Genomic DNA, 14,607 nt, shown 5'->3' with positions numbered 1-14,607 from the left:
ATGGGGTTTATCATTTTCATTTTAGTAATCTGTATTTTTTTCTTATTCAATAATTTCTATAATTTAAGAAGAGACCATAAGTTTTTAAAATCAATTCTGGAGAAATATTCTGTAGACCTCGCTGATTTAAAAAAAGAAGTCTCAGCACTTAAAAACCCAATTGAAAGCCAAACCCTTTCCACTAACACTATTATTCAGCCAATAGCGGAAATTGTAACTGAAGAAGTAATAACAACCATTACTCCAATTGACATTCCCGTTCCCAAACCACAACCGATAATTGAGGAAATAAAAATTCCTGAATTACCGGTACTAAACTACGAAAGCCATCCATTACCAAAATTTGAAAAGCCAAAAGCAATTGTTGAAGAAGTTTATCCTGAAAAAGTTATTGAAGAGAAAATCTATCAAGAAAGTACTTTTTCTCTATTGTTAAAAAAAGCGGAAAAGCAATTTGCCGACAATTGGACCGGAATTCTCGGAACCGCCATTATGGTGCTTGGCATTGGCTATTTGAGTATTTATACGGCATTAAAAGTCGAGCCGATTTTTAGGGTTTTAATCTTGTGGTTGTACGCCGGTTTACTCATTGGTTCGTATTACATTTTGGCCAAAAAAGAAAAATGGAACAAAACCGGACTTTGGTTGCGAAGTGCCGGCGCGAGTTTGTTTTTGTTTGGTTGTTTTGGTGCTTCACAAATAGAAGCCTTGACATTTATTGATAACAATGGCTTTGGTTATTCTTTAATCGGACTCGGAATTGCGCTCAATTTATACGTTGGTTACATCATCAAGCAGCAAACATTTTTGTCACTTCATGTGGTTTTGAGCTTACTGATTTTATGCGTCATTCCCGAAAAATTATTGGTCACTTTTATCTTAGCAGCCATTACATCAACCATCGGAATTGTGTTGTCTTATAAAGAAAAATGGGAATATCATTTGCTGATTGTGATTATTGCTTTCATCATTTTCGATATTTGGTTCAATGCCGAAGGAACAACTTTAACCACAACACAAAACATCTTTGCTATTCTGGGAATCGTAATGGTCTCGGCTAGTTGCATGTTTATGCAATATAGAAGTGTTTACGAAAACACGCATTTTGACAAAGCTGCTTTTATTACACATTTAACCAATTGGATTTTATTCGCCATTGGCTTAATTCTACATTCTACGGGAAGTCATTTTAAAACTTTTATTTTGTTTGCCGGAGCGATTATTTGTTTCTTTATGGCGATTAAAGCGCGTAAGAAAAAGATATTTTGGCTTTATAACTTAGACGGAATGGTCGCTTTTATCCTTTTTTCGCTAAGTATTATCATGCTGAATGATTGGAATGTTGGTGTTGATATTATTGCTTGTATTTTATATCTAATTACGATTGCTTGCTTGTTTGCGGTTTACCAACAAAAAGAAGCTTTGCTGTATAAAATATTCCTCGGCATTAATCATTTTATGGCGTTTGCTTTAATCATTTTTTCCGCCTTACTATACAGTAGTTCATTGGAACAAACCCAAATCACGAGTGCTTTAGCCAGTTTAATTGCCCTGACCATCATTTCACTTGCTGTACCGATTTTCTCGGTAATTAAGAAAGAATATTTAACGGTCGATTCATTTTTTGGCGAAAAGAGTTTGAGTTTAAACGGATTGCTTTCAATAGTGTTTTCGATGTTTGTCATTCTGAAAATGGATGATGCATTTGGCAATTCCTTCTATTATATTGTAATTGGTTTGGGATTCCTTTGGTGTTTGCTGAAACGAACCTATGATTCCAAAACATTTGACATTGGACGACTCTTCTTTTTAGGATTGAGCTTATTCACGGGAATACTTTTACTAAACACTCAAGAGCAATCATACACAGATTTAGTGTTTGCTTTAGGTTTGTTCGCTGTTGTTGGTTTCAACTGGTCGCTAAAACGCTTTTACAACAATGTCTTTCTCATTCCGTTCTTGTGTATTTTGGGTTCCAATGCGGTTTTGGTGGTGTTGTCTTTCAAATATTTATCAGATTATTACCTACTGCATATTTTTAGTTTGTTTGGCATTGCTTTACTCAATCATGAATTTTTGTGGTTCAATTTCAAAAAGAAGTATTTGGTAGTCGAAAATGAAACATTACTCTATCTTTTCTATTATTTCTTGGCCTTTTTAGGAAGCTTTACATTGCTGTGGCATTCTTGGAAACTCACCAATACTGAAATCGGTTTAACCTGTTTAGGAATTTCCATTGTCGAAGTTTATGTTTTGTTTGCCAAAAGAATCAAAAACAAATCGGCTGACTCGAGCGTTAGCGAACAGGCGAAGCAAACGCTTACCAATTGGAACCATTTTAATCTTTTGAATTCAGAATTATTACTTTTCAATTCGCTGTTATTTGGTTTTTGTTGTTTACAAATCGAATACAGTTCGGTGCTTTTATCAGTTTTAGCTATAATTAGCTTCCTTTCGTTCCAAAAATTCATTGAGTTTAAACGCTATAACAACTATGCTTTTATACTAATGATTGTAGGTGTTGCATTCTCTATTCATCAAGCGATTGACCATATTGATTCGACTGACAAAACTATTCTTTATATCACTCAAGCCGCTAGTATTTTGATATCAATTGGCTATTACTATTTATTATTAAAAACCGAAAAAGAAGAAAGCAAACTTTTCACAAAACTATTGCCTTACCTGCAAAACCTTTGGATAATAGTTTTATTATTCATCCAAGTCGAATTCAAATATCTTCCGGTCTTATTTATGGGATTGGCGTTACTGAATTTCTGGTTAATCACTTCTAATAAAATCAAAACAGAACTTCATTTCGCTACCGGAATTGGTTTATTAGGAATCATAACTTCCGTATTCTTTAGCATTAACAAACTCAACAATTTTGAAGTAATCGATTGGACGCTTCAATTAGGAAGTGTTGTCATGGGAATCTTGTTTGTTATTCTTTTAAGTAAAAAAGAAGCTATTGAAACCTTAAAATCCAATTACCAAATTGTACTGAATGTTTGGTTGTCGATTATCATGTTCTCTCAATTGGAGCACAAATGGCTTCCTGTATTTTGGGCAACAACTGCTATCTTAAATCTGTATTTGCATTTTCGAAAAATCAGTCCGCAAAAGAACATCAGCATTGTGTATTATTTATTGGCCAATGTACATTTGGGCATCATCAGTTTCCATTTTTACGAACCTAACTTCTTGCCGGTTTATCTTTTAATATTCGTGCTTTTGGGCATTTATATTTATTTAGCTTACAAATGGATGGAAAATTTCAATCTCAAAAACAGCCTGATGATCTATCCGGCAACGTTAAGTATTGGTTGTTTCTTATATCTTTCATTCGACAAAGGCATACTGACTTTCTTCTGGATTTTAGAAGCCTTAGGATTGTTGATTTTGGGCATCATGCTCAAGGAAAAATATTTCCGTTATGTTTCTTTATCCTTAGTTGGCCTTTGTATTGTAAGATTAATGTTCTTTGATTTATCTAACACTGATTTTTTGATTAGAGCCTTGGTTTTATTGGGTGTCGGGGTCGTATTATTGGTAATGAACAGTCTGTTCAAGAAGTACAAAGACCGGTTTGATTAAAAAAACATTATGGTTTTGTAACTTTTTTGTTTTTTTACACGTACAACCACTTGAACACTTTAAAGTAAAGGAGATACATTAAATGAGACAACTCAAAATCACCAAGCAGGTAACCAATCGTGAAACTGCTTCCTTAGACAAGTACCTACAAGAAATTGGAAAAGTAGATTTAATTACTGCCGATGAAGAAGTTGAATTAGCACAGAAAATTAAAGCCGGAGATCAAAGAGCCTTGGAAAAATTGACCAAAGCTAATTTGCGTTTTGTGGTTTCTGTAGCAAAACAATACCAAAATCAAGGTTTGACTCTTCCCGATTTGATTAATGAAGGTAACTTAGGCTTGATAAAAGCAGCGCAACGTTTTGATGAAACGCGTGGTTTTAAATTCATTTCATATGCCGTATGGTGGATTCGTCAATCTATACTTCAAGCTTTAGCGGAACAATCTCGTATTGTACGTTTGCCTTTGAATAAAATTGGTTCTATCAATAAAATCAACAAAATGTACGCCTTATTAGAGCAATCTAACGAACGCGCACCTTCTGCTGAGGAAATTGCCAAAGAATTAGACATGACCGTAAATGATGTAAAAGAGTCTATGAAAAACTCCGGCCGTCACTTATCTATGGATGCACCACTTGTAGAAGGAGAAGATTCTAACCTTTACGACGTTTTACGTTCAGGCGAATCGCCAAATCCGGACAGAGAATTAATTCACGAATCATTGCGTACTGAAATTGAACGTTCTCTAGAAACCTTAACGCCAAGAGAAGCAGACGTTGTACGTTTGTACTTTGGTTTAGGCGATCAACATCCTATGACTCTAGAAGAGATTGGAGAAACTTTCGATTTAACTCGTGAGCGTGTGCGTCAAATTAAAGAAAAAGCCATTAGAAGATTAAAACATACTTCAAGAAGTAAAATTTTAAAAACATATTTAGGATAATCCTAATAACGACAACAACAGTCTGATTAACTGTTCGTTTTTTGATTGATGATTGAAACTCCGGCTGATTACCGGAGTTTTATTTTTTGCGTGGCAAATAAAACTCCAGTCTGTTCGCTACGCTCGGGTTTCCGGAGTTTTATTTTTTGCGTGGCAAATAAAACTCCAGTCTGTTCGCTACGCTCGGGTTTCCGGAGTTTTATTTTTTATGGCGTGCCCTTTCAGGTCAGGCTTTCACCACTCGCTTTTTTAGTTATTCCATAACTAAAAAGAGCTCAAACAAAGGCTCAATCCTTCACGCAAACCCTGCTAAAATTCAACCCAAACTTTCTTTGTGTCCCGAAACTTAGGGATTCGCGAAAAAACCTTGCGAACTTTGCGGTTAAAAAACTAATTTTGCATCAACAACACAACATCATTCTTAAAATGAAATCGCTTTTATGCGATTCACGAATGCTAATAAAAAAATAACTACTATGAGTAAAAACACAATTATTGCACCATCAGTGCTCGCAGCCGATTTTGCCAACCTGCAACGTGATATCGAAATGATCAATGCCAGTGAAGCCGATTGGTTCCACATCGATATTATGGATGGTGTTTTTGTTCCGAACATCTCTTTTGGAATGCCTGTTTTGGAAGCCATTTCTAAACACGCAAAAAAAACAATAGATGTCCACTTAATGATTGTTGATCCTGACCGATATATCAAAACTTTCGCTGGTATAGGCGCTAATATTTTAACCGTTCACTACGAAGCTTGCCCGCATCTACACCGAACTTTACAAGCCATCAAAGCCGAAGGCATGAAAGCCGGTGTTGCTTTGAATCCGCATACGAATGTGGCGCTTTTGGAAGATATCATCAAAGACATTGATATGGTTTGCCTCATGAGTGTAAATCCGGGTTTTGGCGGACAATCTTTTATTGAAAACACTTACTCTAAAATTGAGAAGTTGAAAGAACTTATCATCCGCAAAAATGCGTCAACCATCATTGAAATTGATGGTGGTGTTACTGATAAAAATGCGAAACAATTGGTGCAAGCCGGAGCCGATGTTTTAGTCGCTGGAAACTTTGTTTTCAAAGCAGAACATCCTATTCAAACCATAGCCGATTTGAAAAAAATCACAACGTTATAAAATTTCTTAAATAGAATGCCGCAATATTAATTTGGAGTTGTTCTTTATGTGCGACTTCAAATTAGTATTAATCATTTCGGCCAAAATTTTTCCCATTTCATTAAAATCAGTTGAAATGGTAGTAATGCCATTTTCTACTACCTTTTTCAACGAAGTATCATTGTAGGATATAATTCCGTAATCAATCCCTAAAACCAAACTCTGAGTTTTAGCTTGCTCAATGACATTCACCAAATGCCTGTCACTTGGAATAATAAACAAACTACCTTTTTTAATCTCGTCATTTTCAAAAGTCGACACAACTGAATTTTGGAATTTATTTTCAGAACAAAACTTGTAAAAACCGGCAACCATTCCAACTGGTTCTTTATTTCCGGGAAAGATCAATATCAACTCGTCATAGTTTTTTATTTTCTCTAATCCATCCATTAGTCCATCATACATATCCGTTACAAAATCCTGATAAACTGTAGGATATTCACTCAAAGCCTCATTGGTTTGGTCTAAAATGTATGTATCGTTCAAAGGCAATGCCTTAATAACATCATTCGGAATTTCAAGATTGGATGGCATTATGATGTATTTCGAATAATTGCCTTTACTATCATTGACCAATTTTTTAAACATCTCCAAATTGAAATGATGAAAGAAAATGTCAATCTGAAAGTTCTTATTCACATGATAAATAAAGGAAGTATACAAATCTTCCTTAAACGCATTTAACTCATCAAATAGCAAAAAAATCCTTTGTTCTAGAGTAAACTCAACACTTTTCACATAATAACCTTTACCTAAAACCGCATAAATAATACCTCTTTTTTTCAGTTCGTCATAGGCCAATAAAACCGTGTCACGAGAAATAGAAAACTCTAAACTTACTTTATTCACAGAAGGCAATTTGTCATCGCGTTTCAATCGTGTTTCGGCAATAGCCATTTCAACAGACAAAACTATCTGTTTGTATTTTGGCTGGGCTGATTGACTGTTTATATTAATGATTTTCATCTAAATACAATTAACTGGTGGTAAGTTACAAAAAAACTGGTAGGTAGTGGTATGGACGAAAAAGATAAAACAATAATTTCGTTATCGGATTGATAAAAAAATTATGATAAAAAATCGTTATTCACAAATTTACAATAATAAAAATGCGAAATTGTTTGGATTAACTCCTGACAATAAAGAGGTTCTTTGCTATACTTTGGTCAACAAAAAAGGCATGGAATGTTCGGTAATCAATTATGGCGCAACGATTACGTCATTAAAAATTCCTACTTTAAACGGAGAAAAAATCGATGTCGTTTTGGGCTTTGACACCTTGGAAAAATATATCGATTCATTTGATTTACCTAGTGCTCCATATCTGGGAAGCGTTGTGGGAAGATATGCCGGCAGGATTAACAATGCTGCTTTTAAATTGAATGGAGAAAAAATACAGCTAACCAAGAATCACAATTCGCATCAAATTCATGGTGGATTAAATGGCTTTAGCCAAAAACTTTGGGAAATAAGCTCAATTAAAACAGAATTAAACCCTTCAATCACATTAGAATATACAAGTGCTGATAACGAAGAGAATTTTCCGGGAGAATTAAATGTAAAAGTTACTTGTACTTTAACCGAAAACAACGAACTAAAAGTGACTTTTCAGGCCAAATCAACCGAAGACACTATAATCAACTTAACCCAACACAGTTATTTCAACCTTGACGGACATTCAAAGGACATAGCCAATCAAAAGCTTTTTATCAATGCCAAAAACATACTGGAAACCACAAAAGAATTAATCCCAACCGGAAATTATATTAATTTAAAAAATCACGCTTTCGACTTCTCAAGTCTTAAAAATTGTCCAACATCCATTGACAACACTTTTGTTCTAGAAAGCAAAGAAGCGGCTACACTTTACAGCGAAAACTCTAACATAAAAATGATAGTTTCCACCAATCAACCCGGAGTTCACATTTATGTTGGCGGCAATTGTTTTGGCCAAATAAAAGGAAAAGAAAACACCGATTATCATCCAACCAGTGCTATTTGTTTTGAAACACAAAATTTTCCCGACGCACCAAATCATAATCATTTTCCAAACTCAGTCTTGAGAAAGAACGAAGAATATTTACACCAAACGACATTCAAATTTCAAAATCTATAATTATGAAAAAGTTACTTTTTATTTTATTCTCCATCTCGTTATTTTCTTGTTCCTCTGACAGCAACTCAGAACAGGAACCGCCTGTTGTGGAAGACGAATTTATTCGTGGTGCCGATATGTCTTATTTACCCTTAATCGAAAGCGAAGGCACCGTTTACAAACACAACGGAGTAAACGAAGATGCAATTACCACTTTAAAAAATGCAGGCTGTAATGCAATCCGAATGCGCCTTTGGCAAAACCCGTCAGATGCTCATTGTGGCATGGCAGAAGTAAAAGCCTTTGCTCTAAGAGTAAAAGCCGCAGGTTTAAAAGTTTGGCTAACCGTTCATTACTCTGACACTTGGGCTGATCCGGGAAATCAAACCAAACCAGTGGCTTGGCAAAGCATGACATTTACCAATCTTAAAACAGCCGTTACGGATTACACCAATTTGGTGATGACCGAAATTAATCCCGACATAATCCAAATCGGAAACGAAACCAATGACGGTATGCTTTGGCCGGAAGGCAGATTATCAACTAACGAAAGTCAATATTTAGAACTCGTTTCAAGCGCAAGTTCAGCCATAAGAAGCAAATCTACAACCACAAAAATCATGTTACACCACGCCGGAATTTCAGGTTCAGATTGGTATTTCAGTAAAGTAGCCAACATTGATTATGACTATATTGGTCTTTCTTATTATCCTATTTGGCACGGAACCAGTTTGGTTACTTTACAAAATACCATGAATACTTTGGGTCAATTGTATGATAAAAAAGTAATAATAGCCGAGACCGCTTACCCGTTTACTTTCGGATACAATGATTATACCAACAACATTATCGGATTACCAAGTCAAATTCTACCTGCTTTTCCGGCAACAGAAACTGGCCAAAAAGGATTCCTTTCCACTATAAAAAATACAGTAAATCAAAGTACTCACGGCATTGGGTTTTGCTATTGGGGAAGCGAATGGATAGCTTTCAGAGGACCAACATCAACCAATGGTTCTTCATGGGAAAACCAAGCCTTATGGGATTTCAACAACAATTCACTTCCGGTTATGGAGGTGTTTAATGCCAATTAATTATGAAAATGATATTTCAAATCATAGCTGTAACATTACTATTTACAGTGACTGTGAATTCTCAAGACAACAATTTTGCTAAAGGCGCCGATGTAGGTTGGTTACCGCAAATGGAAGCTACAGGCTATAAATTCTACGATTCCGACGGCAGCGAAAAAGATTGTCTTCAATTACTAAAAGACCGTGGGATGAACTCCATTCGCTTACGTGTTTGGGTGAATCCAAATGATGACAAAGCCAGCGGTCATTGCAGTGCAGCAGAAACGGTAGTTATGGCATTACGCGCCCAAAAAATGGGCTTCCGAATTATGATTAACTTCCACTACTCTGATTCTTGGGCTGATCCGGCGAAACAATTCAAACCAAAAGCTTGGGAAAAACATTCTTTCCCTGAATTATTAAACGATGTTTACAATCATACTTTTGACGTTATCAATGCGCTAAAAGTCGCCGGTGTTACCCCGGAATGGGTACAAGTCGGAAACGAAATTCCCGGCGGTATGATGTGGCCGGAAGGCAGCACAGACAATTGGAAACAACTCGGACAGTTATTAAACAAAGGCTACGATGCTGTCAAAGCCGTTGACAAAAACATCAAAGTAATTGTGCATGTCGATGAAGGAAACAACAACGCCAAATTCAGAAAATTTTTCGACAATGCTACGGAACAAAAAGTGCGATATGACGTAATTGGATTGTCTTACTATCCGTATTGGATTAAAAAAGATTATAGTGAAACCATAGCCGATTTACAATTCAACCTAAACGATATGGCCAAACGCTACGGAAAAGAAGTAATGATTGTAGAAGTTGGTGGCGAAGATGACAAAGTGCAAAACACCTACGAACTTTTAGCAGCTACCATTAAAGCCGTAAAAAATGTACCAAACAACAAAGGAATTGGCGTTCTATATTGGGAACCACAAGGTGCCAGAAGCTGGAGTCATTACGCCTTAAGTGCTTGGCAAGCGGATGGCAAACCTTCACCAGCTTTGGATGCTTTTAAAGAAAATTAAAAATATGAAAAATATTTTATCCCCTACTTTAGGAAAAGTATTCTTATCGATTTCTTGTTTGATATTAAATTTTTCAACTGTAAAAGCACAAGAAAAAATAAGTCTTGACGAAGATTGGAAGTTCCATTTTGGTCATTCCGCTAATCCGGAAAAAGATTTTGATTACAGTAAAACTGCTTTGTTGCATAAATCAAATGTCTTTGCTACCACAGTGGTCAATCCCAAATTTGTTGATACTACATGGACTTCAGTAAACGTTCCTCACGATTGGGTTGTGGAACTTCCTTTTGTAAATTCTCCTCAAGTAGAAATGGACAGTCATGGTTACAAACCAGTTGGCGGAATCTATACAGAAACTAGTATTGGTTGGTATCGCAAACATTTCACAGTAGATAAATCAAAAAGCAACAAACGCTTCGAAGTTCAATTTGATGGAATTTACAGAAATGCCGAAATTTGGATTAACGGATTTTATGTCGGCACCAATTTTAGCGGTTACGTTGGCAATTCTTATGATGTAACTGATTATATCAATTTTGAAGGCGATAATGTATTGGTTGTTCGAGTTGATGCCACACAATATGAAGGCTGGTTCTACGAAGGCGCCGGAATTTACAGACATGTTTGGTTAAACATAACCGATAAAGTTTTTATCCCGGAAGACGGTATTTTTGTACATTCCGAAGTAAAAGGAAAAAATGCAATAGTAAACATTGAAACTACCGTTCAAAACAACAATTTAAAAACTTTAAACGGTTCGGTTTACGCCTATATTACTGATAGAAACGGAAAAGTTTTAGCCAAAACTTCAGAGCAAAAAATTGCTTTGGGCATTCATAAAAACACAACCGTTAAACAAAAATTAAATTTGAATAATGCTCGCCTTTGGTCGTTAGAAGATCCCTATTTGTACCGAGTGATTTCAGTGGTAAAATCAGGAAACCAAATTATACACCAAACCAAAACGCGTTTCGGAATCAAAACCGTAAAATTCGATGCCAATAAAGGGTTTTTCTTGAACGGAAAACACCTCAAAATTCAAGGCACCAACAACCACCAAGACCACGCCGGAATTGGGAGCGCATTACCCGATTACATGCAATATTATCGCATAAAGTTATTGAAAGAAATGGGTTCAAACAGTTATAGAGCAAGCCACAATGCACCAACTCCCGAACTTTTGGACGCTTGTGATAGCTTAGGAATGTTGGTTATAGATGAGCAACGTTTGTTAAATAGTAGTCCGGAATATGTAGACCAATTCAAACGATTAATCAAACGCGATAGAAATCATCCCTCCGTATTTTTATGGTCCATAGGAAATGAAGAACAAAACATTCAAGGCAACGACTACGGTAAAAAAATTGCACAAACCCTTTTAGCCATTCAACAAGATTTAGACCCAACAAGAACCAGTACTTATGCCGCTGATATGGCCAATGATTACAAAGGAGTAAACGAAGTAATTCCAATTCGCGGTTTCAATTATCGTGAATATGCTGTAGCTGATTACCATCGTGATCATCCCAACCAACCTTTACTCGGAACCGAAATGGGAAGCACGGTAACGACTCGTGGCATTTATGAAAAAGACAGCATTAGAGCTTATGTACCCGATCAAGACATTACCCATCCATGGTGGGCAAGTAAAGCCGAAACCTGGTGGAAATTAGCCGCCGAAAACGATTTTTGGCTTGGCGGTTATGTATGGACAGGATTCGATTATCGTGGGGAACCAACACCTTATAAATGGCCAAATATCAGTTCGCATTTCGGAATTATGGATGTTTGTGGTTTCCCGAAAAACATTTATTACTACTATAAAAGTTGGTGGACAAAAGAAGATGTTTTACACATTTCTCCTCATTGGAACTGGCCGGAAAAAATGGGTAAACCAATCGATGTTTGGGTAAATTCAAATGCAGAGGAAGTTGAATTATTTCTTAACGGAAAAACTTTAGGCAAAAAAACAATGCCAAGAAACAGCCACTTGAAATGGCAAGTCAATTACGAACCTGGAACACTGGAAGCCATTGGCTACAAAAAAGGTAAAAAAATAACATCAAAAGTAGAAACCACCGGAACTGCCTACAATGTAGTGTTGACACCAGACAAAACCATTTTAACCGCCGATGGAAAAGATGCTACAGTAGTCAACATTTCTATTACGGATGACAAAGGACGCGAAGTGCCTATTGCCGATAATATGGTAAAATTTTACCTTACCGGAGATGCGAAAATCATTGGCGTGGGCAATGGTGATCCAAGTTCTCACGAACCGGATAAATGCCGAGATGGCGCTTGGCAAAGAAGTACGTTCAACGGAAAATGTCAAGTAATCATTTTAGCTGGAAAAACATCAGGGAAAGTAACTTTAGAAGCAAAAGCCAACGGCTTAAAATCAGCTTCAGTCACAATCACACTTAAATAAAAAATTCGTTTCAATATTCATGAAGAAGAAATTAATCCAACATACAACGGAACATTTTGAAAAGATCTTTCAAAAAACACCCGAAACCATCTTCCTGTCACCGGGAAGAATCAATATCATTGGCGAACACGTTGATTACAATGATGGTTTTGTAATGCCCGCCGCTATCAATAAATACATCTGTTTTGCGATTTCAAAAAATAACAATTCAGAATGTACACTGGTAGCCAAAGATTTAAACGAAGCTTACCAATTTGATTTAAACGACCTATTAAAACCTATTGACAAAATGTGGGTCAACTACATTTTAGGCGTATTGCACCAATTGAAAGGCAAAGGCTTGACCAAAGGTTTCAACATCGTATTCAGCAGCACAATCCCAATGGGCGCGGGACTTTCTTCCTCAGCCGCTTTAGAATGTGGTATTGGTTACGCAATGAACAAACTGTTCAATTTGGGTTTAACCAAAGAAGAAATCGCACTTATCGGTCAAAAATCGGAACACACTTTTGTCGGTGTGAATTGTGGTATTATGGACCAATTCGCCTCGGTTTTTGGCAAAAAAAACAGCGTCATCAAACTCGATTGCAATACTTTGGAATATCAATATTACAAAGCTGATTTCAAGAAATATTCGTTACTTTTATTGGACAGCAATGTAAAACACACCCATTTGACTTCGGGCTACAATGTCAGAAGACAAGAAGTGGAACAAGGATTAGCGATTATAAAACAACATTTTCCACAAGTAAACACCTTCAGAGATTGTACGGAAGACATGGTTTTAAGACTGAAAGCAACTTTGGGAGAAGTTATTTTCAGACGTTGTCATTTTGTGGTCAAAGAAATCCAACGTGTTTTAGATGCAGCAGATTCATTAGCGAATTCAGATTTTAAAAAATTAGGCCAATTAATGTCGGAAACCCACGAAGGTTTGTCCAAAGACTATGAAGTAAGTTGTGACGAAATTGACTTTTTAGTCGATGCGGTTCAGCATAAAAAATCAGTCTTAGGATCAAGAATGATGGGCGGCGGATTTGGTGGTTGTTCTATTAATTTAATTGAAAAAGGTTCAGAAAAAGAACTCATCGAAAAAATTTCAGCCGAATACCGCAACGCTTTTGGCATCGAATTAAAAGCTTACAAAGTAAAAATATCAAAAGGTACCTCGCTTTACAAAACCGAAAATGACACAATTCAGCCATAACGAACATCCACACCGAAGATACAATCCTTTGCTAGACGAATGGATATTGGTTTCACCACATCGCGCCAAGCGTCCTTGGCAAGGCCAAAAAGAAACCGTTCATGAAGACAATCGACCTGAACACGACGCAGCTTGCTATTTATGCGCCGGAAATGTTCGTGCCAATGGCGTACAAAATCCAGATTACGCCGATTGTTATGTTTTTGAAAATGACTTTTCAGCTTTGTTAAAAGAAGAAGTAATTTTTGAAAGTAAAAATCAATCTTTGTTCCAATTAAAACCGGAACGCGGCATTAATAAAGTCGTTTGTTTTTCCCCCAAACACAACCTGACATTACCCGAGATGGAAGTCGAAGCTATTGAAAAAGTAGTCCAAACCTGGGCAGCACAATACATCGAGTTGGGCAGCCACGATTTTATCAATTATGTTCAAATTTTCGAAAACAAAGGAAGCGTTATGGGTTGCAGTAATCCGCATCCGCATGGACAAATTTGGGCGCAATCTTCTTTACCGACACAAGTAGAAAAAACACAAAAAAACCTTCGTATCTATCACGAAAAAAACAGAACTAGTTTACTTAAAGATTATTTAGAACAAGAATTAAAAAAACAGGAACGCATCGTTTTAGAGAACGAGCACTTTGTAGTTTTGATTCCTTTTTGGGCAACTTGGCCGTATGAAACGATTATTATCAGCAAAAGGCATTTTGGCAATATCATCGCGATGAGTAATGAAGAAACTAGAGCTTTTGCCGAAATCATCAAAGGGATTACGGTGAAATACGACAATCTTTTTGAAATGTCTTTTCCTTATTCTTCCGGTATTCACCAAGCGCCAACCGACAGGGTTTCGCATCCCGAATGGCATTTTCACATGCATTTTTATCCGCCATTATTACGCAGTGCGACTGTAAAGAAATTTATGGTGGGCTACGAAATGCTCGGCGAAGCACAACGCGATATTTCACCGGAACAAAGTGCAAAAATTTTAAGAGACTTACCAAACATTCACTACAAACAAAACCACTAAAAAACCAGAT

10 protein-coding genes are annotated in these 14,607 nt (G+C 36.5%); 9 read left to right on the top strand and 1 reads right to left on the bottom strand.

Features of this window, described 5'->3' with window-relative positions; translation table 11 throughout:
* The 3 genes from B3C16_RS14355 (at position 1) to rpe (ending at position 5,685) form a co-directional block, all read left to right on the top strand.
* The gene (locus B3C16_RS14355; protein ID WP_291132826.1) at positions 1-3,597 is read left to right on the top strand and encodes a DUF2339 domain-containing protein; all 3,597 of its coding nucleotides are present in this window, start codon (positions 1-3) and stop codon (positions 3,595-3,597) included.
* Between the two features lie 82 nt (positions 3,598-3,679).
* Positions 3,680-4,543: a sigma-70 family RNA polymerase sigma factor gene (locus B3C16_RS14350; RefSeq protein ID WP_121311792.1), complete on the top strand. Its 864-nt coding sequence runs from the start codon at positions 3,680-3,682 to the stop codon at positions 4,541-4,543.
* 476 nt (positions 4,544-5,019) lie between these two features.
* Complete coding sequence (gene rpe, locus B3C16_RS14345) at positions 5,020-5,685, top strand: ribulose-phosphate 3-epimerase (protein ID WP_121311793.1); 666 nt, start codon at positions 5,020-5,022, stop codon at positions 5,683-5,685.
* Between the two features lie 6 nt (positions 5,686-5,691).
* Here rpe and B3C16_RS14340 read toward each other — a convergent pair whose 3' ends face one another.
* A complete protein-coding gene (locus tag B3C16_RS14340) occupies positions 5,692-6,690 on the bottom strand; it encodes a GntR family transcriptional regulator (RefSeq protein ID WP_121311794.1) in 999 nt (332 codons plus the stop codon).
* A gap of 103 nt (positions 6,691-6,793) precedes the next feature.
* On the opposite strand from B3C16_RS14340, the gene B3C16_RS14335 reads away from it, so the two are divergent.
* Genes B3C16_RS14335 through B3C16_RS14310 form a run of 6 tightly spaced genes read left to right on the top strand, consistent with a single transcriptional unit; the run spans position 6,794 to position 14,597 of the window.
* Complete coding sequence (locus B3C16_RS14335) at positions 6,794-7,840, top strand: aldose epimerase family protein (RefSeq protein ID WP_121311795.1); 1,047 nt, start codon at positions 6,794-6,796, stop codon at positions 7,838-7,840.
* A 2-nt stretch (positions 7,841-7,842) separates the two neighbouring features.
* Positions 7,843-8,913: a glycoside hydrolase family 53 protein gene (locus B3C16_RS14330; RefSeq protein WP_291132823.1), complete on the top strand. Its 1,071-nt coding sequence runs from the start codon at positions 7,843-7,845 to the stop codon at positions 8,911-8,913.
* A gap of 2 nt (positions 8,914-8,915) precedes the next feature.
* Positions 8,916-9,929: a glycoside hydrolase family 53 protein gene (locus B3C16_RS14325; RefSeq protein WP_291132821.1), complete on the top strand. Its 1,014-nt coding sequence runs from the start codon at positions 8,916-8,918 to the stop codon at positions 9,927-9,929.
* 4 nt (positions 9,930-9,933) lie between these two features.
* A complete protein-coding gene (galA, locus tag B3C16_RS14320; RefSeq protein WP_121311797.1) occupies positions 9,934-12,360 on the top strand; it encodes a beta-galactosidase GalA in 2,427 nt (808 codons plus the stop codon).
* A gap of 19 nt (positions 12,361-12,379) precedes the next feature.
* On the top strand, positions 12,380-13,567 hold the full coding sequence (galK, locus tag B3C16_RS14315) for a galactokinase (protein ID WP_291132818.1): 1,188 nt from the start codon (positions 12,380-12,382) through the stop codon (positions 13,565-13,567).
* On the top strand, positions 13,548-14,597 hold the full coding sequence (locus B3C16_RS14310; protein ID WP_291132816.1) for a UDP-glucose--hexose-1-phosphate uridylyltransferase: 1,050 nt from the start codon (positions 13,548-13,550) through the stop codon (positions 14,595-14,597). The genes galK and B3C16_RS14310 overlap by 20 nt, the downstream gene beginning before the upstream one ends.
* The last annotated feature ends 10 nt before the right edge of the window (positions 14,598-14,607 follow it).

It is taken from the genome of Flavobacterium sp. UBA7682 (assembly GCF_002482945.1).
GTDB lineage: Bacteria > Bacteroidota > Bacteroidia > Flavobacteriales > Flavobacteriaceae > Flavobacterium.
Note: the sequence above shows the minus strand (reverse complement) of the source record. Positions and strands in the feature narration are given on the sequence as shown.